Below are 25,178 nucleotides of genomic sequence, written 5' to 3'. Positions count from 1 at the left end.
TGTTGCGTCGATCGCTGTAGCAACACGGCTTGACGGCAGTAGCGTCCGTAAGATCACCACCGCCAGCAAGACGTGTTGCTACGCCCTTCGGGCAGAATCACCCACCACGAATCACTCGGCCGGACGCAACTTGCGCACGTCATCATCGGAAGGCAGCAGGGTGTCGCCCGGCTTGAAGGTGTAATCCACCATCACGCCCGCACCGTCCTTGACCGCCAGCTTGCCGACGTACAGACCCCAGGTCGCCTGGTGGTCGATCTTGCGGTATTCCAGCGGGCCGTCCGGGGTGTTGACCTTCAGGCCGCTGAACGCATCGACCAAAGACTCGGAGTCCGTCTTGCCGCCCGCCGCCTTGATCCCGGCCGCGATGGACTGGATCGCCGAATAGCCGATGTCCGAGCCGAAGCGCAGGTTCTCGGTGCCGTATTTGGCGTGATACGCCGCAACGAAGGCTTTGTGCGCCGGGGTGTCGATGCTGTACCAGGGGTAGCCGGTGACGGTCCAGTTCGGCGGAATCTCGTCCTTCAGCGGCTCCAGGTATTCCGGTTGACCGGTGATGATGCTCAGCACCGGCAGTTGCTCGCCAAAGAAGCTGCGGGTGGTGCCTTCGCGAATGAACTTCGCCAGGTCAGCCCCGAACAATGCGTTGAACAGCGCATCCGGTTTCGAGTCCACCAGCGCCTGCACCACGCTGCCCGCATCGACCTTGCCGAACGGTGGCGCTTGCTCGGTCACGAATTCCACATCGGGTTGACGGGCCTTGAGCAAGGTCTTGAAGGCACTGGCCGCCGCGGTCCCGAACTCATAGTTGGGGTACACCAGCGCCCAGCGTTTCTTGTGCAGCTTGACGGCTTCGTCCACCAGCGCCGAGGTCAGCATGTAGGTCGAGGCATCGAGGCGATACGTGTAGCGGTTGCCCGCGCTCCAGACGATGTTGTCGCTGAGGGCTTCGGTGATCAGCACGAAACGTTTTTTCTGCTTGGCGTAGTCCGACAGCGCGGTGCCGATATGGGCGTAGAACGCACCGGCCAGCACATCGACGTGCTCGCGGTTGATCAGGTCTTCGGCCTGACGGATCGCGTCGCCCGGGTTGGCATTGTCGTCACGGGTGATCAGCTCCAGTTGCTTGCCGTTGACACCCCCTGCCGCATTGATCTGTTCAACGGCCAGTTCCATGCCCTTCTTGTAGCCGTCGGTGAACACCGGCTGGGATTTGTAGCTGTTGATGTCGCCAATCTTGATGGTGTCCGCCGACCAGGCGGCGCCGCTGACGATCAAGGCGATCACGCCCGCCAACAGGTTCGATTTCGTGAAACGTGCACGCATGTTCATGGTGTTCTCCAAGCTGATCAGGTGAAAGGCTTGCACAGCATTAGGGCGTTCCAGGCTCGGACCACCGTTATTAAACGGGCAGTTAATTAAATAGCAACGCGTGTGCCAGATTGGCTTGTTGTAGGGTCAGGCGTTGTCCAGCAACGTCAGCGCTTCGGTCATCGGCTTGACCACCGCGTACTTCTGCGCCAGGTCGAACAGGTTGGCGTCATGGGGGCCGATGGCTCGATCTCCGACACAGTCGCTGACCACCAAGGGCCGGAATCCGTGGTTCAGCGCGTCGAGCACACTCGCCCGCACGCACCCACTGGTGACCGCGCCCGCCACCAGCAGCGTGCGCACGCCCCTGAACGTCAGCCATGCGGCGAGATCGGTGCCGAAGAATGCAGACGGCAAGGTTTTGCGCACCACCAACTCGCCTGCCACGGGGGTCAGCTGCGCCACAATGGCGCTGCGGGGTGCGTGTTCGGTCAGGGTGAGCATTGACGGCACTTTAAGAGAAAACACGTTGGCGTCCGCCCCGTCGTCGGCAAAAACGATCCGCGAATGGGCAACCGGCCAGCCCTGTGCCCGTGCGTGGGCCAGCAACAGTTCGGTCTGCGCGATGGCCTGGGGAATGTTGCCGCCGCCGAAGATCTCCGGGTCGGCAAAGCCTTCCACCAGATCGACGATCAGCAGCGCGTAAGGCGCGGGCAGCGCCATGTCGGCACCGAAGCCCTGACGTTGGTAGCTTTCAAGATCGTTGCTCATCAGACCTGCTCCTCGTTGATCACCTTGCCTGCCTCGACCACCACCCGGTCATCCAGTGAAACCGTGCAGCCGCGCAGGGGAATGTCGATGTGACACGCCGTCGTCCGCGACCCGCCCGCCTCGTTGTTCGGCCCCAGTGAAAACAGGAAATTGCCCTCGTACGCCCGCGCATCCATGCCGATGTGTGCTTCGCGATCCAGCAGCCCCAGCGTTGACCAGCGCGCCCGGGGTTGCAGCCCCCAGCCGATGTGAGAAATGGCGTAGGCCTCCGGGTCGGCGAAGCTTTCCATGTAATCGCGCAGCAATGCCGCGTCGACGCCGCCTTCGATGCGCGTGGCGTAGCCAGCCTCGACGGTCAGCACGATGGGGTCCTGCACATAACTTTTGTGCGGCAAGAGGATGTCGCCCCGGTCGATGACGATGGTGCCGCTGGCCTGCAATTCATTGGGCCAGGTCAGCACGAAGCCGCTCGGCCAGTGATCCCAGCGCCCCGGCGTATCGACGAAGCCGTATTCACTGATCGCCGGGAATTCGCCCAGCGGACAGGACAGTGACGTTCCGGCAGGCGACGTGACGGTCATCCGGCTGGCCTCCTCTATCTTCGCCGCAGCGGCCATGACCCGCGTGCGATCTGCCTCGGTCGGCACCATGCGCGCAAGAATTTCCGGCGGCTCGACCGCCAGCAGAATTTTCGTGCCCCCGGCGAGAATGTCGTGCTGCTCGGGAGAGAACAGCAACGTCATCAGGTCCAGCACCAGGTCGCTGGCTTTCAGGGCGGCCATCGCAGGCTTGTTGCCGGTCAACGGCGTGGTGCCCAGATAGGCCAACGGGTCGCGGCTCAGGGAGCGCTCGCCATTGACCGGGGCCAGGTCGAGGCGGCTGATCACCGCGCCCAGCGACTGACAGGCAATCTGCGCGGTGCGCAAGGTTTGCGGATGGGTGTCGGCGCCCGTGAGGATCGTCACGGCTTGCCCCGCTTGCAACTTCGAGAGGCGCAACACCTGGGTCCAGGCCTCGATCATCGTGAAATCACTGACGGCCATGACGTGCACCCTCCTCGCTCAATGACGCGCCGAGAAAATCCCCCAGCGCGGTGTAGAAACCTTCCTCGTTGTCCCACGGAATCATGTGCCCGGCATCCGCGACTCGCACATGGGCCAGCGTGGGTAACAGCGCCTGGCATTCGGCGACGTCCTCGTCCTTGACCACCTCGCCCCTGGCGGCCGTGACCAGCAACGCCGGGCAATCGATGGCGGCGATATTTTCCACCACCGCGTCTTCGTGAAAGCCATTGAAACTCGCGAGGATTGCCCGCTCGTCACAGGTGTGCAGCCACTCGGCACGCAAGGCCAGTTGGGCCTCGGTCCAGGTGGGGCAAAAAGCGCGCATGTCGGCGACGCTCATGCCGACCTTGGCCTGGCGAATCGAATCGATGTACCACGGCAGGTGCGCCGGATAAGGCCGACGCCCCGGCCCGGAAACAGGCGGGTCCACCAACACCATCCGCGCCATGCTTTGGGCGCCGGTCGCCTTGGCCCGCAACGCGATGCGGGCACCCATCGAGTGACCGACCACGCTGTAACGCTCGAAGCCCAGCGCGTCGGCGAACGCGACCAGATCCGCTGCCTGAGCGTCGAGGCTGTAATCCAGCGCGTCACCGGATTCCGAAAGCCCACGCCCGCGCACGTCCAGCACATACGTGTCGAAGCGGCTGGCGAAGCGTTCGGCGACAAAGCCCCAGGTGACCGCCGGGCTGGTGATGCCCGGCACGATGATCACTGGGTCCAGCCCCTCGGCTGCACCCTCCGGCGGCCCGTAACGCAAATAATGCTGGCGAATCCCGTTGGCGTGCACGTGGCCGCCGTAGCGAAGATGACTCATGGCATGACCCCTTCCGTTATCGTTCTGTCCGATCTGCAATCGTTGGCTGCGCGATTGCAATCAGGCGGGGATTTTCTGCGCCAGTGGGAAACGGGTTTCGCAGTCCCGGGCGTCGTATTCGTAGACCCAGTTGGCCTGAATCCCCACGGCATTCGGGTTAAGCAACTGACGCCAGCGGTAGGCCATGTCGCGCTTGAGCTGCGACCACGCCGACGGCAGGTGATAGGTGCGCCCGCGCTCCCGTGCTTCCAGTTGAACCCGACTGGTGCGTGGCAGGCGTTCCAGTTCATAGGCGCGCAGGGCCTGCTGCAATTGGCGCGGGCCGTGATACGCCAGGGACTGGGCCAGCACGTAACCGTCTTCGATGGCCATCGCCGCGCCTTGGGACAGAAACGGCAGCATCGGGTGCGCGGCGTCACCCAACAGCGTGGCGTTGCCTTTGGACCAGGTCTTCATCGGGTCGCGGTCGAACAGCCCCCATTTGAAAATCGCGTCGGGGTCGGTGCGCTTGAACAGCTCGATCAGGTTCGGGTGCCAGCCTTCGAACCCCGCCAGCAATTCCTGCTGCGTGCTCTTGGCGTTCCAGGACTCCTCGACCCACGATGGGTTTTCGTTCACGGCGACGATGTTCACCATCGACCCGCCCTTCACGTAATACGTCACGACATGGCCTTTGGGCCCCATCCAGAAACTCGAGTCCGGGCTGACAAACGGCAGCGGGTGTTTATCGACGTTGACCAGCGCACGCCAGCACATGTGGCCGGTGTAGTTCGCCGCCTCTTCACCCCACAGTTGCTCGCGAATCACCGAACGCACGCCATCGGCGCCAACGATCAAGTCCGCCTCGAACTCCGAGCCGTCGGCGAATTTCGCCACGGCGGTGCTGCCCAGTTGTTGAAGGCCTACGCAATGAGCGCCAAAGGTGGCTTGCCCCGGCTTGATGTCGCTCGCCAGCGCGGCGTGCAGATCGGCGCGGTGTACGTGATAGAACGGCGCGCCGTACAGCGCCGGGCAGGATTCTTTAAGCGGCGTGCGAAACAGTTCGCGGGCGGTTTTCCAGTTGCGGCCGACCATCGCGTCGGGCAGAAAACCGATCGTTTTCAGTTGATTGTCCAGCCCCAGTTCACTCAGCACCTTGACCGCGTTGGGGGTCATCTGCACGCCCGCGCCGACTTCGCCGAACATCGGCGCGCGCTCGAAAATCCGCGCTTCGATGCCACGCTGTTCGAGGGCTCGGGCCAAGGTGACGCCGCCGATACCGGCGCCGATGATGCCGACTCGCAATGCTCTGTCCACGGGTGTTCCTCCTGCCGCGCGAGGGTGTTACGCGCCGGCCTCTTGTAATAATTGATCAACCAATTAATTAAATGGCAAAAAAAACGCCGGGCATTCCAGCGCTACAGGTCGAGTACCAGGCTGTCGCCCACGCCACGCGAGCAGCAGATCATCATGCTTTCGCTGCGCTCCCGCTGTTTGGGCGTCAGCACCGTGTCGCGGTGTTCCACTTGCCCGCTGAGCACCTTGACTTCACAGGCGCCGCATACCCCTTCTTCGCAGGAATACGCCACATCGACACCCGCCGATTCACAGACTTGCAACAGGCTCAGTTCGGCGGGCACGGTCAGCGTCAGCCCAGAGCGTTGCAGGCGTACCTGGAAGCTGTCGCCGGGTTGCAGCGCATCCGTCGTCGCGCTGAAACGCTCGCGATGGGTGTTGGCTTCCGGTCGGTCCAGCGTCAGTCGGTCAAACTCATCGACCATGCCTTGCGGCCCGCAGCAATAAAGCTGGGCGCTATGGGGCAGTTTTGCGATCACGTCCTTCAGGCGAGGTGGCGCAATTCCGCCGCAACGGGTGTGGAAGAGCTGCACGCCTTCGGTTTCCTGACACAGCGCTTCATGGAACAGCATGTGTTGCGCGCTCGCCGCCCAGTAGTACAGAAACACCGTGCGCCCGCTGGCCTTCAACTGCTGGTACATCGAGATGATCGGCGTGATGCCGATGCCGCCCGCAAACAGGTGAAACGCTTCGTCGCTGGGCATCAGCGGGAAGTGATTGCGCGGCGCCGACACCTCGTACGTCGCGCCCACCACCGATTCGAAATGCAGCTTGCGCGAACCGCCCTTCCCCACTTCAGCCAGTTGCACCGCGATCCGGTACTGGCTTGGCTCGGTTGCCGGCCACAGCAAGGAATACTGACGCAGCAGGTCCGGGGCCATCGCCACGTCCACGTGAGCACCCGGCTCGTAAGGCGGCAGCGGTTGCCCGTCGAGGGATTCGAAGGTGTAAAGGTTGATGCCCGGCGCGCCGTATTCGATGGCGCGCAGACGCACGCTCAACAAGCCGTCAGATAACGCCATATTGGATGCCCTTGTTGCGCAACCAGGTGCGGTAGCGCTGGCCCATGAGGTCGGTGCGGTGGTGCAGTTCGTAACGCAGCTCGGTGGGAATGCGCTCTGGACGCTGGGTTTCGACGATGTCGCGGTCCTGGCCAAACACCACGTCGGCGCGAGCGCGCACGGCGTCGGCATCCGGTCGCGGGTTGACGTCCATGGCAGCGCAGACCCGCACGATGCAATTCACCGCATCCAGCGGCTGCACGGTGAACAGCGTCGCGAAGGTGTCGGACTTGTCGCTGATGACATTGCCTTCGGCGTCGGAATCCTGGGTGCGTTTGGAGAAGTAACCCACCAGCGGACGGAACGCGTGGTAGGTGTAGAACGCCACCAGCGGCTTGCCCCGCGCATCGCCCCACGGCTGGAACACACGCACTTCGGAAGAACGCAGGCCGGTGTCGACCTCCTCCACAGTGTACGGCTCCAGACGATCCGGCTTGTCCATCACGCCATTAAGGCCGGCGTGCACGAACGGAAAGTGCGACGCGTCGATGAAGTTCTCTACCGCACGGAAACCGTTGGCGGCGTAAGGGTACGGGCCGCTGTGCACCTTCATGAACACGTCGTTGTCCCACTCCGGGAACACCGGAATGTCAGAGGCGGGTTCGCCCAGGCAGGTCCAGACAAAGCCGTAACGTTCCACCGCCGGGTACGGAAATGCGCGGGCTTTCTTCATCGGTTTTTCGTCCGGCGCAGCAGGCATCAACGTGCAAGCGCCGCTGCCGTTGTATTCCCAGCCGTGGTACGGGCACACCACCGAGTCGTTCTTGATCCAGCCTTTGGACAGACGCGCGCCACGGTGAATGCACAGGTCTTCCCAGACGTGAATCTGGTTGTCGGCGCTGCGCCAGACAATCAGCTCGCGCTCCAGCAGGCGCACGGGATAAATCGTGCCTTCGACAAAATCGGTGCTGTAGCCCACGACGTGCCAGTCATTGAGCAGCACCGGGTCTTGGCATCCGTCTGCGGCGGTGACCGGTTGATAAGAGGAAACGGCAATCAGGTTCATCACGACTCCTTTGCTTTTTCTGGGTGTAACCACTCAAAAGCTGTAATTAATTAATCAACCTTTTAATTAATGGATAGCAGAAGCTGTGCCAAATGCAAAAAAATGTGACAACCGCCTGATTCTTATGGATTTTCTATTTAAGCCGTCGATTCGTCGCCGTTACGCTTCGCACCCGTTTGGGGAGCCGCTCCCCAATCTGGTGCCGTTTTACCCACGTGTTACCCGTTACGCCGACATCCCGCCCACCACGAAACTGGTGACCTGCTGAATCAGCGATTGCCAGTCTTCGGGGTTGTATTGCCCGTCCGGCAGGCGCTCTTCCATGCGATGGCTGTCCGAGAACGCATATAAGTAGGTGCCCACCATCAAGGTGATGCGCCAGTTGGCGTCCAGATCGCTCAACCCCGGCACGGCATCTTTCAAGGCATCGACGTAACGTTGCGTGGACGTGCCATAGGCTTTGTCCCGCAGCGCGTAGGAAATATTAGGCGGCTCAGTGTGAAGTCGCGCCTGTAAACGAAGGAAATGTCTCCCCTGCACGGAAGTCCTCAACACTACTGTCGGCAACAAGAACGCCTCGACAATCGCCCGCGCCCCCGGCACTTGGCCCTGGGCTTGTAGCGTGTCGAGGTTTTTCAGGCGCTCATCGGAGATCGCGCTGCCGCGTCGCAGGAACACTTCTTCGAACAGGCCGTATTTGGAACCGAAGTAATAGCTGATCAACGCCTGGGTGACGTTGGCGTGTTGGGACACTTCGCGCATGGTGGTGCCGGCGTAGCCCAGGTTGGCGAACAGCTCCTCGGCGGCATCCAGAATCACATCGCGCAGATTGCTAGCGCCTTCGGGGCGTCCTGGCCCTTTTCTGCTGGTCTTGACCTTCCCTTCGGGAGAAGCGGCTTTGCCACGACGGCCAATGATTGTCTGCATGGGTACGGGTTACCTTGAGCGGCCGAATTTGATGTCGGGAGAGGCCCATTGAAGCCTCTGAAAACCTGAGCCCACAAATTAATTGATTAGCTCTTTAATTCCTAGCAGCGATCATGCCAGTGGCTCGTTCACGCCCCGGACAAGCGACTCACGCTGGTAATCCGACCGTTCCAGATCATTTCGTAATGCGCGCTCTGGTGGATCGAGGCCACATGCCGAGGCGTGAGCAGCCCCCAACACACATTACCCGGCGAGCGCACCGAGTGATAACGCAGCCCTGCCACGCCCTTGTGTTTGAGGGCCGCACCCAACGCACGGGACGCGCTGTAATCGTCGGTGGCGTAAATGGGATGTGACGACGCAAGCACGGTGGCATCGACGCTGCCGACTTCCCGAAAACGGCAAGACAGGCTGCGGAATACGAAACGCTCGTAGTTGAGCTGGCTGACTCGGGACCAATACTGCTGCTGGTGATGCCGTACTTCTGCGACGGCGGTTTCGACAGTGTCTGCCAGATACAACACCCCAAACTCACCCGCGCTGAAGCGCGAACCGTCGGCATTGACGTGGGTGAACGGGGCGGTGGCGTAGGAGCATCCGGGAATGCCGAAGGGGATGTCCTGACGAGGAATCAGCTCCAGCCTGCCGACCTCATTCAACAGGCGTGGGTTAGTCATGGCCTGGAACTGAAACAGGGTATCGAACTCCTCCGCATCGGCCACGTCGTTGAACAGGTCGATGGGCGGGTATTTGGAGTTGACCAGTCGATGGGCGAGCCGTTTTTCATCCGGCAGAACAGGCAAGTCGTCCGGATTCACCATTGGGCGCCCCGCAGGGCGTCGATCCGGCGGAAGGTTTCGTAGAGGGAAATCATGTCGCCCTGGGCCATCACGTCCAGCGGCTTGCGGCCGTTGAAGAACGGGTTGTGGTTGTCCATGGACGGAAAGCCGTAGACGTTGTCCGGGTTGTCGAACAAGGTGCGCAGCGCGGCGTGAATGTTCAGCACGAAACTGATGCGTTGCATCTGGTCGAGGTCCAGCGCCACGGACCAATCAGCGTCGTCCTGCCGAGCCCGGGTGTAGGTGCTGCGAGAAATGCGCAGCATGCGACAGGCCTGATCGCCGGAGGCCTTCCATTTGTCGAGAATCCGCAAGGCCGTGCGCAAGCCCACCACGCCTTGGGATCGGGAGAGTTGCGGTTGTTGCAGCGCCACAGTCATCACAGTGCCCTCTTGATCTATAGACGCTAATTTAGATCCATTGCGCCTACAGATGCAAATTCTGGCGAAGCTGTCCGACGAGCGTTCGAGGTTTCAAGGCCGCTACGCGCCCCGCTGCCTGACGAGTCCTTCAAGGGTAAAACGGGCCTGAGTCAGCACCACGTCTCGCACCAACTCCATTTCTTGCTGATCAATGGCGGTCCAGTTCAGCGCTTCCAGCAGCTTGGGTTTCTGCACCCGGAACGCCAGCCCCTGGGTAAACAGCGCCATGGAATGAATGATCGTGCGCTCATCGTCAACGGCCAGCCCGGACAGGCGGGCGATCAGTTGCCGGATGACCACGCCGATGCGTTTTTTGAAGCGGTCTTCGAATGCGTTCGTGGCCCCTTCCGGGCACAGCCCGGCCTGATGCCGGTCGAGAAACGCACGCCAGGCTGTGGTTTGCGGGCTGTCCTGGATCGTCGAAACCACCGCACTCAGAATCCCCAGCGACACCTCGATCAGCGCCGGGTCACCCGACGTTTCGTCGGCCAGCACCGTTTCGGCTGCCTCGACCGGAGCGCCCATCTTGCCCCACAGCAGCGTGATCAAATGCTCGACGCAGGCGAGGTACACGCCCTCCTTGCCGTCGAAGTAATACTGCAAGGCCGGGGAATTCAGGCCTGCTGCGGTGGCGATGTCACGGGTCGAGGCGCCGTCGTAACCACGCTCGCCAAACACTGCGACAGCGGCTTCGATCAGGCGGGCGCGGGTCTCTTCACCCCGTTGATAGCCCCCTTCGGCGGCAGGTTTGTGTCGTGCCATGTGCTGCTCCTTTTCAGTGACCGCCAAAATATACCGATTGACAAAAAATGGCGAAGAAACGAATTTATATCACCTGATACAAATTCGGAGTTGACCTGATGTCCGCTGCACAACCCACCCCTCAGGTCGCCCCTGAAGAAACCGCCACCGGCCAACGTGGCAAAGCCCGACGCATTCTCCTGACCCTGGGCACCGTCGCCCTGCTGCTCGCCGTGGGCTGGGGCGTGTGGTGGTGGCTGCATGGACGGTTCATCGAAACCACCGACGACGCTTATTTGCAGGCCGACAGCATCAGCGTCGCGCCGAAGATCAGCGGCTACGTCGGTGAAGTGCTGGTGGCCGACAACCAGACCGTCAAGCGCGGCGACATTCTGGTTCGGCTCGACGCGCGCAAATACCAGGCGGTGAGCGACGAAGCCTCGGCCACTATCGCGGCGCGCACAGCAGACCTGGCCAAGGCCGAAGCCGATCTGGTGCAACAGGACTCGACCATCGCCGAGGCCCAGGCCCAATTGCAAGGCGCGCAAGCCGATGCCAGACACGCACAAACCGAGGCCGCCCGTTATGCGCCGCTCGCCCGATCCGGAGCCGAGCCGGAAGAACGCCTCGCACAACTGAACAATGAACTGGCCCAAGCCCGCAGCAACGTCGCCGCCAAACAGGCCGCATTGCGCTCCAGCCAGACCCGCTACGGCACGCTGCAAGCCCAACTCAAACAGGCCCAGGCGCAATTGGGCGTGGCCAAGGCCAGCGAGGCGCAAAGTCAGTTGGACGTGGACGACGCCGTGATCCGCAGCCCGCTGGACGGCCGCGTCGCCGACCGGGGCGTGCGGGTGGGTCAGTACGTTCAGCCCGGTACGCGGTTGCTGACCGTGGTGCCGGTGAACGCGGTGTACCTGACCGCCAATTACAAGGAAACCCAGATTGGCGAGATGCGCGCCGGTCAGAACGTGGTCGTGCACGTCGATGCCTTGCCGGGTCGCGACCTGCAAGGCCACATCGACAGCCTCGCCCCCGGCACCGGCGCCCAGTTCGCGCTATTGCCGCCGTCCAACGCCACCGGCAATTTCACCAAGATCGTGCAACGGGTGCCGGTGCGGATCGCGCTGGACGTGACCGATGACGTGCGCCCTGCTCTCGTGCCCGGCCTGTCCGCGACGGTGGACGTGGACATTCGCACCACCAAGGCAGACGCGCATCATGGCTGATGCCGCATCCCTCCCGGCCAACGTCGAGACACCCCGCAACGCCTCGCTGACCGACTGGATCGCCGTGGCGGCCGGTTCGTTGGGGGCGTTGCTGGCGACGCTGGACATCTCGATCACCAACTCGGCGCTGCCGCAGATTCAAGGGCAGATCGGCGCCACCGGCACGGAAGGCACCTGGATCGCCACCGGTTACCTGATGTCGGAAATCGTCATGATCCCCCTCGCCGCCTGGCTGACCCGCGTGTTCGGCCTGCGGCGTTTTCTGATCGGCACGGCGCTGATGTTCACCTTCTTCTCGCTGTTCTGCGGCCTGTCATCGAGCCTCGGCGCGATGATCGCCGGACGCATCGGCCAGGGTTTCGCGGGAGGCGCGATGATTCCCACGGCGCAGACCATCGTCCGTACGCGCCTGCCACCGCATCAATTGGCGATAGGCACCACGTTGTTCGGCATGACCGCGATTCTCGGGCCATTAATGGGGCCAGTAGTGGGCGGCTGGCTCACGGAAAACATCAACTGGCGCTGGTGCTTCTTTCTTAATCTGCCCATCAGCATCGCACTGATCACCCTGCTGCTGACCGGCCTGCCCAGCGAACGCATGAACCTGGAACGCTTCATCAAGGCCGACTGGCTGGGCATCATCGGCCTGGCGATGGGACTGAGTTCGCTGACCGTGGTGCTGGAGGAAGGCCAGCGGGAACACTGGTTCGACTCGCTGCTGATCGTCTGGCTGAGCCTTGCCACGGTGCTGGGTTTCTTTCTGATCGCGGTGGGCCAGGTCCGCTCCAGTACGCCGATCCTGCGTCTGCAACTGGTGCTCAACAGCAGCTTTGGCAGTGTCTTGCTGATCGCTACGGCGGTGGGCGCCGGGCTGTACGGCACGGCGTATCTGGTGCCGCAATTCCTCGGCATCCTCTCGGGCTACAACGCCGAGCAGTCGGGGTCGATCATGCTGCTGTCGGGCATTCCGGCGTTCTTCCTGATGCCCATCCTGCCGAAAATGCTAGGGCGTTACGATTTGCGGTTGATGGTAGGCGCGGGGCTGCTGCTGTATTGGGCCAGCTGTTTTCTCGACACCGAACTGACGGTGCAGAGCGTGGGCCACGACTTCACCCTGTCGCAGTTGCTCCGAGGGTTCGGCCAGATTCTGGTGATGCTGCCGTTGAGCCAACTGTCGATGCGCTCGGTCGAGGCCAAGGACGCGGGCGACGCCGCCGGGCTGTACAACATGTCGCGCAACCTCGGCGGCACCCTCGGACTGGCGCTGCTCGGTGTGTTGATGGACCGACGCAGCCACTACCACGACGACGTGCTGCGCGAAGGCATTCTCGCCAACAGCCAACTGGCGCAGGACCACATGGCCAGTGACACCGCCCGTTTTCTGGCCCAGACCGGCGACCCGTCCACCGCGCAACTCCAGGCCTTCGCGCAACTGGGCAGCGACATTGCGCAGCAGGCGTCGGTGCTGGCCTACAACGATGCTTTTTATGTGCTGGGGATGGCCATGCTGGCGTGCTTCCCCCTGATCTTCATCCTGAAAAAGCGCGCCGCGCAGGCAGGTCCACGATAATGATTTCCCGTTCATTCCCCCTCCTGCTGCTGTCCACCGCGCTGTTGTCGGCCTGCACCGTCGGCCCGGATTACCACGGCGCACCGAACGTGGCGCCGAAAACCCTGGCAGCCGGTCAACTCCCCCACGCGGACACCCACGGCCCCCGGGAACCCGCTGTCGCCCAGTGGTGGCAGTCGCTTGGGGATACGCAGCTCAATGCGCTGATCAGTCAGGCGATGCAACACAGCCCCGACATCGCCACGGCTCAGGCACGGCTGCGACAATCTCGCGCCAGCCTCAAAGGCGCCGACGCCGAGTTGCTGCCCAAAATCAGCGGCGATGCCGCAATGCTGAAACTGCGCTCTCCTGACACCTCAGTATTGGGGGGTGACAGTGGCGGAGGTGGTCGCGGGCCGCTGACGCTGTACCTCGCCGGGTTCGACGCCAGTTGGGAGGCCGACGTGTTCGGCGGCTCACGTCGCGCCATCGAAGCCGCGCAAGCCGAAGCCGAATCGTCACAAGCCCGGCTGGCGGATGCACAGGTGCAACTGGCGGCAGAGATCGTGCAAACCTATGCCGACCTTCGCGACCAACAGGCGCGTCTGGCGCTGGTCGAGGCCAGCGTGGCGATCGAGGATCAGGCGCTGGACCTCACGCGGCAACGCCGCAGCCGGGGCGTGGCGTCACAATTGCAACTGGAGCAAGTGTTGACTCAAGCCGATAACACCCGCGCCCAGCGCATGCCGCTGCAAGCCTCGATTGTCGAATCGGTGGACCAGTTGGGTTTGTTGTGCGGGCTGGAGCCCGGCGAACTCGACGACAAGCTGAACACCGCGCAACCCATGCCGTCGATCCCCAGCCAAGTGCCGCTTGCCGACCCGGCGGCGATTCTCAAGGCTCGCCCTGACATCCGCGTGGCCGAACGCGCCCTCGCTTCCAGCAACGCACAGATCGGCGAAAAGAAAGCCGACTGGTTCCCGAAGCTCAGCCTGACCGGCGACCTGTCGTTCTCCGCCGCCGACCCTGGCCACCTCGCGCGCAAGGAAAACGGCACGTGGCTGTTATTGCCGCGCCTGACCTGGAACATTCTGGATTTCGGGCGCGTGGCCGCCAGCGTCGAAGGCGCCGAAGCCGGGCACGACGAAGCGCTCGCGCAGTATAAAAGTGTGGTGTTGAGTGCCTTGCGGGATGCGGACGTGTCACTGGCGCGCTACGGCCATCAGCGGGAAAACGTCGTACTGTTGCGCAATGTCGAAGCCTCTGCCGTGCGCGCCGCCGACCTGACCCAGCAACGCTATCGCGCTGGCACCGCCAGCACGCTGGACTGGCTCGACGCCGAGCGCACCCGCTATCAGGCGCAGGAAAGCCGCATTTCCGGTGATGCAGCGCTGCTCAAGGATTTCGCCGCGCTGCACAAATCACTGGGACTCGGTTGGGTGCTGTAGACCGTAGCGGGTTGAATCACACGCAGTCTTTGGCGGCCTGGCCCACGCCCGACGACAGCAGGCTGCGTTCATAGATGAACACCTTGCCACCGCTGCCAGCCTTATAGGCTTCGATCACGTTGTCGGCCGCCAGCGAACTGGACATCGTGATCCGGTAGTGGCGCTGGGTCTGGGACAGCAACGGGCTCAGCGAATGACTTTGCAGCTTGGGCACCACACAGGCCGCGAACTGCTCCGGCGACTTGCTGGTTTCCAGGGTCAAGGTGGGTTCGTTGGGCGCAGAAGCACAACCAGTCAACACGGCGAAAGCCGTCAGGGCCATCGAAGCAAGGGTCAGACGCATGGGGGATTCCTGTCATTCGTGCTGCCCATCGGGCAACTTTTCTAATGCAGGCCATTGTCCAGATCGGGCGTCATAACTGAACTTGTAATCTTTGATGCTGACTATCACCGTTAACGATAAACACGTTGCCACGACGAAAAGGGGGCGCCACGCTTAAACGCGCCCCGCAGGGCATTAGTGGGTCAAATAGCGCAACAGCAAGGTAGCCAGAATGACCGTCGAGGCACCGCCGATGCGGGTCGATATCTGCGCGAACGGCATCAACGACATGCGGTTGGCCGCCGACAGGATTGCCACGTCCCCGGTCCCGCCCAACCCGCTGTGGCAGCAGGTGACGATGGCCGATTCAATGGGGAACATCTTCATCAGGTTGCCGATGTAGAACCCGGCCAGCGCCATCGACACCACCACCGAGGTGCAGACCACGACGTAGCCCACAGAGAACACTTTGACCACGCTGTCGAGGGGCACGTAAAGCATGCCCAGCCCGATCATGACTGGCCAGATGAAGGCCGTGGAGACGAGCTTGTAAAAGGTGTTGGCACCTTTTTCCAGCCGGTCGGGCAGCACGCGCAGGTATTTCAGCGCCACGGCCGCAAGAATCATCATCACCGGGCCAGGAATGCCGGACACTTTCTCCAGCAGCCCGCCGAACACGAAGAACGTGCAGATCAGCAGTACGCCAGCCCCCATGTAGCGGAAATCCACCGTGGGCGACGTGTCGGCGGGCGTGGTGAAGGCGTCGTTCGCGGATTTGTCGCGGATCAGGTAACCCTCGCCGTTCAGCCTTGGACGTTTCACGGCAAGACGCGCCAGATAACCCGAACAGATGATCGCCACGATGTTGCCGACGACAGCTGCCGGGGCCAGTTGCGCGACATACAGGTCCGGCGCACCGCCGAGGATGGCGGAATATGCCAGCGACAACGGAAGAATGCCTTCACCAATGCCGCCGCCGATGATCGGGACGATGATGTAAAAAAAGGTGTGATAGAACTCGTAACCGAACGCCTTGCCCACCAGCAATCCGCTGACCAGCGCCGCCAGCGTGCCCACCAGCAGCGGCACGAACATGCGCATCATGCCTTGCACCAACACCAGTCGGCTCATGCCGAGAATGCTGCCGACCACCAGACTGGCAATGACGAAATAGAGAAAATTGGCCTCTTTCATCAGCATCCGGGTCGCGTCGAGGGTCGGCGCACCGAAAAAGCCGAGGAACACCAGCACGGACGGCAGCATCAGGCAGAGAATCGCGCCGCCGCCAATGTCTTTCAGCAGCGGGATGCGCTGCCCGACCTGACCGAAGAACACGCCCATGGTCATGATGATCGCCAGCCCGCCGATCATGTTTTTCGGCATCAGCGCGAGGTGCGCTGCCAGGGTGACGATGACGGCGATGCCAAGAAAGATCGGCAACGGAATCACGCCGATCTCGTAGGTCAGCGCAGCGTCGAGGAAACGACGAGCACCCGAAGGCTTGCGCTCGCGGGGCTTGATAGTGTGTTCAATGGAACCGGTCACGGTGACAGCCTCATGTTGTTTTTATCGAGGACGTAGATGAGGCAGGCCTTCGTGGGCTGCCTCGTATCGGCGGATGGTATGCCCGAGGCAATCATCGATACATCCGCGAGTCATGAGCAGTCCGAACACGATTCGTGAACGACGAACTCGGCGTGAGCCATCTCCCCAGGAGATAACCCCCCATCGCTTTATTTCGCTACTGCCTTGCCACCCGTGCCGGGTAGCCTGACGCGACAACCTTGCACTCGCTCACGCCCATCAGCCCACGACGTGCTGCCCCTGACGTCGTCATCCGCGATCAGACTTATGACCGAAACCGCCCGTCCTTCCTCAGCGCCCCACTCCGCGCCCTTGTCCTACCCGTTGCGCAACGCGCTGTTCTGGCGGCGCAATCTGATGGTCTGCGTGTTCGGCTCGTTTACCACGCTGGTCAGCCTGTCGATGTTGTTGCCCTTTCTGCCGCTGTACGTGCAGCAGCTGGGGGAAACGACCCAGGCCGGCATCGTGCAGTGGTCAGGCATCGCGTTCGGCGCGACGTTTTTCGGCACGGCGATCACGGCGCCGATCTGGGGCCGGCTGGCCGACCGCTTCGGGCGCAAGACCATGCTGGTGCGTGCGGCCATCGGTATGGCGATTACCATGTCGTTGATCGGGCTGGCGCGTAATGTCACCGACCTGGTGATCCTGCGGCTCGCGGCCGGCCTCATCGGCGGCTACGCCTCGGCGTCCATCGTGATGATCGGCTCCCAGGTGCCTCGGGAGCGTTCCGGCTGGGCCTTGGGCATTCTCTCCACCGGGGCGCTGTCGGGCAGTCTGGTCGGGCCATTGGTGGGCGGTTTTCTGCCGGACCTCGTCGGGATTCGCGGCACGTTTTTCGTCGGTGGCGCGATGATCGCCGTCGCGGCGTTAGCCACGATCTTTCTGATTCGCGAGGATTTCGACCGTCAGCTCGATGGCAAGCACCGTTCCGCCCACGCCGAGCCGTTGCAGGCTACGAACTGGCCGGTCATTGGCACCCTGCTGCTCACGGCGATGATGGTGTTGCTGGCCAACATGTCCATCGAGCCGATCATCACCGTGTACATCGGTTCGCTGGGCGTGCCGGTGGATCATCAGGCGCGGATGGCGGGGATCGTCATGGCCGCCTCGGCGTTCGGCAGCATTATTACGGCACCGAGACTGGGCGCATTGGCGGACCGGATCGGCGCGTGGAAAGTGATCATCGGCTGCCTGCTGGTGACCGCGTTGGTCATGCTGCCGCAGGCTTTCGTGACTGAATGGTGGGAACTGGCGATCCTGCGCGGCGTGATGGGCATGAGCCTCGCCGGTTTGCTGCCGTCGATTGCCAAACTCATCCGCCACTCGGTGGACGAGCGCCACACGGGCCGCACCCTGGGCTACCTGCAATCGGCGCAATTCTCCGGACAGGTCACCGGGCCGTTGCTCGGCGGGCAGATCGGCGCGCATGTCGGGCTGTCGCAGGTGTTCTTCGTCACCGGCGCCCTGCTGTTGCTGTGCGCGGGCCTCACGTCCTGGGTCAGCGCCCGTTATGCGGATGTCCGCCATGCGCTCAAGTCTTGATGAGGCGATGGCGGTGATGAGACCTGACGCGAAAAGGCGCCTGAAGACGATGTGTCAACCTCGTCTCAAGCGCCTCCGGGTATCAGGTCGCCGCCGCTTACTTGAAGCTCACCGGCCTCATTGCCTTGGTGTTGACTTGCAACTCGAACACGTCGGGCCGCGAGTAATGGCCGCAGACATCGAAGTCCAGGTTGGATTTGTTGAGCGTAGCCAGGTCGACGTCGGCGTACAGCTCGGTTTCGGTGTCGAACACCGGGCCCGCGAGCACTTCACCCATGGGGCTGACGATCATGCTGCCACCGCGCATGATGTATTCGTCGGCGTTGAATTCCAGACCGAACGCCTCCTGATAGCTGTGCGGGTACTCGTTCAGCTTGATCGCCTGGCAGGCCGACAGCACGAACGCCCGCCCTTCCAGCGCGATGTGCACCATCGAACTGCTCCAGCCCTTGCGGTCATCGGCGGTCGGTGCGCAATAGAACTGAGTGCCTTGGGCGTACATCGCCTGCCGCAGCGCCGGCATGTAGTTTTCCCAGCAAATCACGTTGCCAATGATGCCAATCTCGGTGGGCACCGCCTCGATGGTCGAGCCGTCACCAAACCCCCAGATGATGCGTTCCTGGCCAGTGGGCATCAATTTTCGGTGATAGCTGGCAATGCCTTTGCCGGGCACGAACGTCACGGCGGTGCAGTAGAGGGTCCGCCCGAAACGCTCGATGATGCCCATGACGACGATCACGTTCACCTCAGTCGCGCACTCGGCGATGATGGCCAGCTCGGGCCCGTCCAGCGCAACGGCGCCTTCGAAGTATTCGTTGTAGAGGTCCCGGCCATCGATGGTCCGGTTACCGACGACGCTGCCGAAACTCTGGCCCTTGGGATATCCGCCGATAAAGGCTTCCGGGAAGACCGCCAGCCGCGCGCCCTGGCTGGCGACGCGGTGCAAAATCTCACAGGCCTTTTCGGCGCTGGCCACGGGGGCGAACGGAACGGAAGAGGCTTGTACAACGGCGATACGGGTCATGCTGTTCTCCTAGTACGCAGAAATGTTGTTGTCTTTGGTTTCTGGAAGGGTCACCAGCAGCACGGCAAAACACAGGGCCGACACTGCGGTGAGGTAAAGCGCGGGCATGTTGACGTCGCCGGTGGCCTTGATCAGCGCAGCGGCAATGAATGGTCCGGGGCCTGCCAGCGTCGCCAACGCCAGGTTGTGGCCCAATGCGGCGCCGGTGGAACGAATGGAGGCCGGGAAGACTTCCACCAGCAACACCACGTCCATGACCGCCGTGATCGCCACCAGAATCGCGAATACCAAAAGGGCCGCGACGATCAGCGCCGTGTTGCCGCTGTTGAGCATCCAGAAGATCGGATACGCCATGAGGGTCAGGCCCGCGGCGGAAAACAGCACCAATTTGCGGCGGCCGATGGCGTCGCTGATGCGGCCAATGATCGGGTTGACGATGCAGTACACCACCAGCGCGGCGCTGCACAGCCACAACGCGGTGCTTTTCGGCAGGCCGACGGCGGTGACCAGATGGTTGTTGGCGTAGGTGATGAAGTAATACAGCGACACCCCGAACAGCGCCGAAAACGCGTACGTGGTGATGAACGCCTTGCGCTTGGCGGCGCGGGACGGCAGCGACACATGGGCAGACTGGCGTTGCTTGACCAGTTCTTCGTAGACCGGGGTGTCGCCCAACTTGCGGCGGATGAACACGGCGATGCCGGTCATGACGATCGAGACCACGAACGGCACACGCCAGCCCCAGGCCATCAGTTGCGCGTCCGTCAGGTTCGAAGACAGCATCGCTGCGGTGAATGTACCCGCCAGAAACGCCAGCCCGGCGGTGCCGGTGATCACACTGGCGGCCGTGGCCCGGCGGTGGCTCGGCGCGCTTTCGACGATGTAGATCCCGGCGCTCGACCACTCCCCGCCGACCATCATCCCTTGAATGAAGCGCAACGCGATCAACAGGATCGGCGCCGCGATGCCAATGGCCTCGTACGAGGGCAACAGGCCGATGATCGTGGTGCAAATGCCCATGCCGAACACCGTCACAATCAACACGGCGCGACGACCCAGCCGGTCACCCAACGGCCCCAGCACCAGTGCGCCCAAGGGGCGGGACAAAAAGCCTACGGCGAACACCGCCAGGGACGACAGCAGCGAAACCCCCGCTGCGGTGGAGGGAAAGAACAGCGCGCCGATGATCCCGGCGAAATACCCGTAGATCGCGAAGTCGAACCATTCCATGAAATTGCCGATGCCGACGGCGATCGCCCGCTTGTTGATGTCGACCCGTTCCGTGTCGGAAGCCGACGCTTCCCTTTGTGCCGAATGTTGTGCCACGCTCATTGGACTGCCCCTTTGGTTGGTCATTTCTGGTTATGTGTGTCGTGCGGGGGCATCGTGAAATGGCCAGGGAACGGTGACAAACGATTAGGAAATATGAGCCGGATTAACGTACGTAATATCGCGCGCATGGACCTGAACCTGCTGCTGACGTTTCACTGTCTGATGACGGAACGCAGCGCCACGCGGGCGTCCGCCGTCTTGCACGTGACTCAGGGCGCGGTGAGTTCGGCGCTGCGGCGTCTGCGCGAACACTTTGGCGATGAGCTGTTCGTGCGCACCAGTGCCGGGATGCAGCCCACACGCAAGGCACTGGAGATCGCGCCGATGATCACTGAGGCGCTGTCCACCGTGTCTGCGCTGCTGGGGTCGGACACCTCGTTTTCACCCGAGGAATCCCATTACGTCTTCAACCTCGCGATGTCGGACGACCTCGAAGCGTTTCTCGCACCCCGGCTCGTCGGTGCCGTGTCCCAGGAACGGCTCGGCATTCGCTTCGCCTTTCACCAGACCAACAGTTCGCTTTGGAAGAACGCGCTGCATGATCCGGCGATGGACCTGGTGATCTGCAGCGAGCCGAAGGATTTCAGTACGCAATACTCGTCACAGGTGCTGTTTTCGTCGTCTTATTCCTGCCTGTACCGGCCAGGAGCAGGTGAATCGGAGCCGCTGGAACTCGACGATTATTTTGCCGCGGAACACGTGCGAATCTGCTTCGACGGACGACGGGGGTTCATCGATGACCTGTTCGAGGCGGCGGGTCACACGCGCAAGGTGACGGCGTCGTTCACCCACTTCGCCGGGGCGCTGACGACGCTGTTGAGCACCGACGTGGTGGCGACGATTCCGACCTTTGCGGCGCGCAGTTTCGCCCAATACATGCCGCTGACGACCTGCCCGGTGCCGCTGGCCGTGCCGTCGTTTCGCTGCTTCATGGTCTGGGACATCGCCAAGCAGGACAAACCCCAGCATGAGTGGATTCGCAGCTTCATCTCCCAGGTCACGAGGGAGCTGAAATAGCGGGCGAGAAGACCTCTGCAACGCGCGACCCGCTGTGCTTTTTTGCACACCCGCTGCGCACCGACGACACGTGTCCGGGCCCCTGTTCCGATCAGGCCTGGACGTCTGAACCCTTGATTCGAACCACCAGGAGTCACCCATGAGCCACCGCATCCTCGACCTTTTCGGTATTGATCTGCCCATCATCCAGGCCCCCATGGCGGGCGCTACCACCGCGAAAATGGTCATCGAAGCCAGCAATGCGGGCGGCCTGGGTTCCCTGCCGGGGGCGATGCTCTCCATCGAGCAAATGACCGTCGCACTGGACGAGATCCGTGGGCAGACCCGCAAGCCGATCAACCTGAACTTCTTCTCCCACGTCGCGCCCGCCGCTGATCCGGTGAAGCAGATGGCCTGGCGATCCAAACTGGCGCCCTATTATGTCGAGCTGGGACTGGACCCTGCCGAACCGATTCCCTCCTCGGCGCGGGCACCCTTCGATGACGCCTATTGCCGCGTGGTCGAGCAGTACCGGCCCGAGGTCGTCAGTTTCCATTTCGGTCTGCCGGACGAGGCCCTGTTGAAACGCGTGCGTGCCACCGGGGCGAAAATCATCGCGTCGGCCACCACGGTCAAAGAAGCGCAATGGCTGGCCGAGCGTGGTGTCGACGCGGTGATTGCCATGGGCTACGAAGCGGGCGGGCACCGGGGCAACTTCCTGACCCACGACATGGCCGCGCAGGTCGGGCTGTTCTCGCTGGTGCCGCAGATCGTTGATGCTGTGTCGATCCCGGTGATTGCCGCTGGCGGCATTGCCGAGGCGCGGGGTGCGCGGGCGGCCTTCGCGCTCGGTGCCGAAGCCATTCAGGTAGGCACCGCGTACCTGTTGACGCCGGAAGCGAAGATCAGCGATTTCCACCGTCAGGCACTGCTGAATGCCGACGACGACAGCACGGTGCTGACCAACCTGTTCACAGGCCGTCCGGCGCGGGGCATTCTCAACCGCCTGATGCGCGAAATCGGCCCGCTGTCCGAACACGCCCCGGCCTTCCCCACCGCTGGCGGTGCGCTGATGCCGTTACGCGCAGTGACCGACAAGGCTGGCGTGTCGGACTTCACCAACATGTGGGCGGGCCAGTCGTTCCGGCTGTCTCCACAAATGAGCACCGCGGAACTGACCCGTCATCTGGGTGGTGTGGTGTTGAAGCTGTCCGGAGCCTAAGCGGTGGATTGAGGGCGCCGGGATTCAACCCTTGTTACAAATCCGCTACCCTCTCGCGATGGCTGATAAAAAACGCACAGAGATCGATTGGCAGGACGTTCGGGTTTTCCTTGCGCTGGGTCGTCACGGCAGCTTGTCTGCGGCGGCCCGGGCGTTGTCGGTGAACCACGCGACCATTTCCCGGCGCATTCAGTCGCTGGAACTGACCTTGAACGAGAAGCTGGTGGAGCGTCGGCCCGAAGGCTACGTGCTCACGCCAGCGGGCATGCGCACGATGGACGTCGCCAGCGCCATGGAGGCGTCGGTGCAGACCCTCGGGCGCGGCGATGTCGATGATTTGCCGCGAGGGCTGGTGCGCATCAACGCACCCCCTGCCCTGTCCCACGGTTTTCTCATCGAGCGGCTGGCCAGGCTGCCGGTGATGTACCCGGGCCTCGACATTGATCTGGCCACCGACCTGCGCTCGGTCAGCCTGGAGCGACATCAGGCGGACATCGCCGTGCGCATTGGCAAGCCACTGGACGGCAATTTCATCGCCAAACCCTTGGGTCGGCTGGCCTTCGGGTATTACGGCACGGACGACGTCTGCTGCGCCGTCGAAGCCGGCGGCGATCCAAAATTCATCAGCTTCGATGAAGAAAACTCGGACATGCCGGAAGCGTTGTGGCTCGCCCGCCACTTCCCGTCCGCACGGGTGCCGTTTCGCGCCAACAACCACATTGCCCAGGCCACCGCAGCGCGATTCGGATCGGGGCTGGCACTCCTGCCCCATTACATCGGGCGCCAGGAACCGACGCTACGGCTTTGCCAGTTGAAGAATGTCCCGCCGCCCAGGGAAGCATGGCTGTTGATACGCCCGCAGGATCGCAAGGACTTGCCCATTCGGGCGGTCGCGGATTATCTGATGGCGACCTTCGAGCAGGAACAGGGGTTGTTTCTGGATTAGGCACGGCGGCTTCTTGCCGCCTATTGCCGCGTCGCCATGAAGGCTCGGGCCTGACACAGGACTGCGGAAGCGGCCTGAAGAACCTCATTAAAACCTTTAGACCAGTTACGGTTTATTTGAAGAAACCCAACCGACGCCCATAAAAAATGGCGACCACAATGGCCGCCATTTTTTATCTTGAAGCGTGTCGCTTGACCCTCGAAGCTGCTGTCTTACTTGCGCTTGACGTTATGGTCGAGGAACTGAACGATCGCCGCGCCGATTTCGTCGACATGGGTTTCCAGCGCGAAGTGGCCGGTGTCGTAGAAACGGACATCAGCATTTTTCAGGTCACGCTTGAATGCTTCGGCACCCGGTGGCAGGAAGAACGGATCGTTTTTGCCCCATACAGCCAACAGGGGTGGCTGGTGGTCACGGAAATACTTCTGGAACTCGGGGTACATCTCAACGTTATTGCGGTAATCGCGGAACAGGTCCAGTTGAATTTCCGCGTTGTCACCCCGGGCGATATGCGCCGCATCCATCAAGTAAGTTTCTGGCGCGACAACACTCGGGTCTTTCGTGCCGTAGGTGTATTGGTCCTTGATGGCGCCGACTTCAAAGAACGGACGCAGTGCGTCGCGGTTCTGTTGTGACGCGTCTTTCCAGTACTTCTGAATCGGTGCCCAACCATCGCTCAGACCCTCGACGTAGGCGTTACCGTTCTGGGAAATGATCGCAGTGATGCGCTCAGGGTGGGCTTTCGCCAGACGCCAGCCCACCGGTGCACCGTAGTCGAATACTTCCATTGCGTAGTGCTTCAGGCCGAGCTGCTCGGTGAACTGGTCGATGGTGTTGGCGATGTTCTCGAACGAATACTCGTATTTGTCACGGGCTGGACTTTCGGTCAGGCCGAAGCCCGGAAAGTCCGGCGCGATGACGTGATAACGCTTGGACAGAATCGGAATCAGATTGCGGTACATGAACGACGAAGTCGGGAAACCGTGCAGCAGCAAAACAGTGGGGTTGGTCGGGTTGCCTGCCTCACGGTAGAACACTTTGACGTCATTGACTTGCGCGTAGCGGTAATGCACTTGTTGGAAAGTTTGAACACTGGACGTCATGGTTTTCTCCGTGGCCGCCTGGGCGGTTGTGATGCCTGAACCGACAGCGATCGCTGCACATGCGCACAATGCCGCCAGCAATTTGTTGAGAGTCATTTGTTGCGATCCTTCGTGGGTGATCAACGTGATGAGCACGGGCGTTCCCATGCAACCCTTGGCTAAGGTGGATTTATCCTTACACGCCAAAAGTAACCTGTCAAAAATATTTATAGAGGTTACTTTTTTAGGAGTCGCAGAAAACGCAGGCAACAACAGACAGGACTGCGGGGCGCAGACAGACGAGCGTGGGGGCATCGGGAGAAGATTGAAGTGCTGTGGCAAAACATCCGTGTTTTGCCGGCATGCAGCGCAGTCAGGACTTGTTCTTAAGGCCGTTCCGGTACTCAGTAACGGTCACACCTCCCACGCCCCAACTGTCGAGGTCAACCTCGTCAATGACGACGAACGTGGAATCGAGCGGTTTGCCCAACACGTCAAGCAGCAACTGGCTCACCCCCTGAATCAGGGCTTTTTTCTGTTCCGGCGTGGTGGCGCTGGCACCAGGTGAGGTGCCTTCCCGGGTGATTTTGATATTGACGTAAGGCATC

24 protein-coding genes are annotated in these 25,178 nt (G+C 62.0%); 7 read left to right on the top strand and 17 right to left on the bottom strand.

The window, feature by feature from the left end; all coding sequences use genetic code 11:
* Positions 1 to 111 precede the first annotated feature (111 nt).
* The 11 genes from ACIQAL_RS18485 to ACIQAL_RS18435 form a co-directional block, all read right to left on the bottom strand.
* The gene (locus tag ACIQAL_RS18485; RefSeq protein WP_401148030.1) at positions 112 to 1,332 is read right to left on the bottom strand and encodes an ABC transporter substrate-binding protein; all 1,221 of its coding nucleotides are present in this window, start codon (positions 1,330 to 1,332) and stop codon (positions 112 to 114) included.
* A 126-nt stretch (positions 1,333 to 1,458) separates the two neighbouring features.
* Complete coding sequence (locus ACIQAL_RS18480) at positions 1,459 to 2,082, bottom strand: isochorismatase family protein (protein ID WP_401148028.1); 624 nt, start codon at positions 2,080 to 2,082, stop codon at positions 1,459 to 1,461.
* Positions 2,082 to 3,125, bottom strand: a complete 1,044-nt coding sequence (locus ACIQAL_RS18475; protein ID WP_401148026.1) for a 2,5-dihydroxypyridine 5,6-dioxygenase — start codon at positions 3,123 to 3,125, stop codon at positions 2,082 to 2,084. The genes ACIQAL_RS18480 and ACIQAL_RS18475 overlap by 1 nt, the downstream gene beginning before the upstream one ends.
* Positions 3,112 to 3,963, bottom strand: coding sequence for an alpha/beta fold hydrolase (locus ACIQAL_RS18470; protein ID WP_401148023.1), 852 nt, complete (start codon positions 3,961 to 3,963; stop codon positions 3,112 to 3,114). The genes ACIQAL_RS18475 and ACIQAL_RS18470 overlap by 14 nt, the downstream gene beginning before the upstream one ends.
* A 60-nt stretch (positions 3,964 to 4,023) precedes the next feature.
* Positions 4,024 to 5,259, bottom strand: a complete 1,236-nt coding sequence (locus tag ACIQAL_RS18465) for an FAD-dependent monooxygenase (RefSeq protein ID WP_401148020.1) — start codon at positions 5,257 to 5,259, stop codon at positions 4,024 to 4,026.
* Positions 5,260 to 5,360: 101 nt separating this feature from the next.
* Positions 5,361 to 6,320, bottom strand: a complete 960-nt coding sequence (locus ACIQAL_RS18460) for a PDR/VanB family oxidoreductase (protein ID WP_401148018.1) — start codon at positions 6,318 to 6,320, stop codon at positions 5,361 to 5,363.
* Positions 6,307 to 7,365 carry a Rieske 2Fe-2S domain-containing protein gene (locus tag ACIQAL_RS18455; protein ID WP_401148016.1) on the bottom strand — a complete coding sequence of 353 codons (1,059 nt, stop codon included), beginning with the start codon at positions 7,363 to 7,365 and terminating at the stop codon, positions 6,307 to 6,309. Before ACIQAL_RS18455 ends, ACIQAL_RS18460 begins: the two co-directional genes overlap by 14 nt.
* A 225-nt stretch (positions 7,366 to 7,590) precedes the next feature.
* A complete protein-coding gene (locus ACIQAL_RS18450; RefSeq protein WP_341957699.1) occupies positions 7,591 to 8,292 on the bottom strand; it encodes a TetR/AcrR family transcriptional regulator in 702 nt (233 codons plus the stop codon).
* A gap of 128 nt (positions 8,293 to 8,420) precedes the next feature.
* Entirely contained in the window at positions 8,421 to 9,113 is a 693-nt protein-coding gene (locus tag ACIQAL_RS18445; protein ID WP_401148013.1) for an RES family NAD+ phosphorylase, read from the bottom strand.
* Positions 9,107 to 9,511 (bottom strand): antitoxin Xre-like helix-turn-helix domain-containing protein, encoded by a 405-nt coding sequence (locus tag ACIQAL_RS18440; protein ID WP_401148011.1) that lies wholly within the window; start codon positions 9,509 to 9,511, stop codon positions 9,107 to 9,109. The genes ACIQAL_RS18445 and ACIQAL_RS18440 overlap by 7 nt, the downstream gene beginning before the upstream one ends.
* A gap of 102 nt (positions 9,512 to 9,613) precedes the next feature.
* Entirely contained in the window at positions 9,614 to 10,315 is a 702-nt protein-coding gene (locus ACIQAL_RS18435) for a CerR family C-terminal domain-containing protein (protein WP_401148008.1), read from the bottom strand.
* Positions 10,316 to 10,413: 98 nt separating this feature from the next.
* On the opposite strand from ACIQAL_RS18435, the gene ACIQAL_RS18430 reads away from it, so the two are divergent.
* Genes ACIQAL_RS18430 through ACIQAL_RS18420 form a run of 3 tightly spaced genes read left to right on the top strand, consistent with a single transcriptional unit; the run spans position 10,414 to position 14,520 of the window.
* Positions 10,414 to 11,523, top strand: a complete 1,110-nt coding sequence (locus ACIQAL_RS18430) for an HlyD family secretion protein (protein WP_401148006.1) — start codon at positions 10,414 to 10,416, stop codon at positions 11,521 to 11,523.
* Positions 11,516 to 13,093, top strand: coding sequence for an MDR family MFS transporter (locus ACIQAL_RS18425; RefSeq protein WP_401148004.1), 1,578 nt, complete (start codon positions 11,516 to 11,518; stop codon positions 13,091 to 13,093). Before ACIQAL_RS18430 ends, ACIQAL_RS18425 begins: the two co-directional genes overlap by 8 nt.
* Positions 13,093 to 14,520, top strand: coding sequence for an efflux transporter outer membrane subunit (locus tag ACIQAL_RS18420; RefSeq protein WP_401148001.1), 1,428 nt, complete (start codon positions 13,093 to 13,095; stop codon positions 14,518 to 14,520). Before ACIQAL_RS18425 ends, ACIQAL_RS18420 begins: the two co-directional genes overlap by 1 nt.
* A gap of 16 nt (positions 14,521 to 14,536) precedes the next feature.
* Here the strand turns inward: ACIQAL_RS18420 and ACIQAL_RS18415 are convergent, their stop codons facing one another.
* On the bottom strand, positions 14,537 to 14,863 hold the full coding sequence (locus tag ACIQAL_RS18415; RefSeq protein ID WP_166594349.1) for a hypothetical protein: 327 nt from the start codon (positions 14,861 to 14,863) through the stop codon (positions 14,537 to 14,539).
* 174 nt (positions 14,864 to 15,037) lie between these two features.
* The gene (locus ACIQAL_RS18410; RefSeq protein ID WP_401147999.1) at positions 15,038 to 16,387 is read right to left on the bottom strand and encodes a 2-hydroxycarboxylate transporter family protein; all 1,350 of its coding nucleotides are present in this window, start codon (positions 16,385 to 16,387) and stop codon (positions 15,038 to 15,040) included.
* Positions 16,388 to 16,738: 351 nt separating this feature from the next.
* Between ACIQAL_RS18410 and ACIQAL_RS18405 the strand changes: the two genes are divergently transcribed.
* On the top strand, positions 16,739 to 17,968 hold the full coding sequence (locus ACIQAL_RS18405; RefSeq protein WP_401148583.1) for an MFS transporter: 1,230 nt from the start codon (positions 16,739 to 16,741) through the stop codon (positions 17,966 to 17,968).
* A 97-nt stretch (positions 17,969 to 18,065) separates the two neighbouring features.
* On the opposite strand, the gene ACIQAL_RS18400 is transcribed toward ACIQAL_RS18405, so the two are convergent.
* A complete protein-coding gene (locus ACIQAL_RS18400; protein ID WP_401147996.1) occupies positions 18,066 to 18,992 on the bottom strand; it encodes a carbon-nitrogen hydrolase family protein in 927 nt (308 codons plus the stop codon).
* A 9-nt stretch (positions 18,993 to 19,001) separates the two neighbouring features.
* The gene (locus ACIQAL_RS18395) at positions 19,002 to 20,324 is read right to left on the bottom strand and encodes an MFS transporter (protein WP_401147994.1); all 1,323 of its coding nucleotides are present in this window, start codon (positions 20,322 to 20,324) and stop codon (positions 19,002 to 19,004) included.
* A gap of 93 nt (positions 20,325 to 20,417) precedes the next feature.
* On the opposite strand from ACIQAL_RS18395, the gene ACIQAL_RS18390 reads away from it, so the two are divergent.
* The 3 genes from ACIQAL_RS18390 to ACIQAL_RS18380 all read left to right on the top strand — a co-directional run bounded on the left by ACIQAL_RS18390 (position 20,418) and on the right by ACIQAL_RS18380 (position 23,488).
* On the top strand, positions 20,418 to 21,341 hold the full coding sequence (locus ACIQAL_RS18390) for a LysR family transcriptional regulator (protein WP_166594346.1): 924 nt from the start codon (positions 20,418 to 20,420) through the stop codon (positions 21,339 to 21,341).
* 139 nt (positions 21,342 to 21,480) lie between these two features.
* A complete protein-coding gene (locus ACIQAL_RS18385; protein WP_401147991.1) occupies positions 21,481 to 22,542 on the top strand; it encodes an NAD(P)H-dependent flavin oxidoreductase in 1,062 nt (353 codons plus the stop codon).
* A 31-nt stretch (positions 22,543 to 22,573) separates the two neighbouring features.
* Entirely contained in the window at positions 22,574 to 23,488 is a 915-nt protein-coding gene (locus ACIQAL_RS18380) for a LysR family transcriptional regulator (protein WP_401147988.1), read from the top strand.
* A 212-nt stretch (positions 23,489 to 23,700) separates the two neighbouring features.
* Here the strand turns inward: ACIQAL_RS18380 and ACIQAL_RS18375 are convergent, their stop codons facing one another.
* Together ACIQAL_RS18375 and ACIQAL_RS18370 are read right to left on the bottom strand one after the other, a co-directional pair.
* Positions 23,701 to 24,687: an alpha/beta fold hydrolase gene (locus tag ACIQAL_RS18375; protein WP_401147985.1), complete on the bottom strand. Its 987-nt coding sequence runs from the start codon at positions 24,685 to 24,687 to the stop codon at positions 23,701 to 23,703.
* 256 nt (positions 24,688 to 24,943) lie between these two features.
* The gene (locus ACIQAL_RS18370) at positions 24,944 to 25,177 is read right to left on the bottom strand and encodes a 4-oxalocrotonate tautomerase family protein (RefSeq protein ID WP_341957677.1); all 234 of its coding nucleotides are present in this window, start codon (positions 25,175 to 25,177) and stop codon (positions 24,944 to 24,946) included.
* Position 25,178: the final 1 nt, after the last annotated feature.

The sequence above is a fragment of the Pseudomonas sp. NPDC088368 genome (genome assembly GCF_044753445.1).
In the GTDB taxonomy this organism is placed as follows: Bacteria; Pseudomonadota; Gammaproteobacteria; order Pseudomonadales; family Pseudomonadaceae; genus Aquipseudomonas; species Aquipseudomonas bambusae.
The sequence above is the reverse complement of the archived record's forward strand: the minus strand, read 5'-3'. Positions and strand labels throughout refer to the sequence as shown.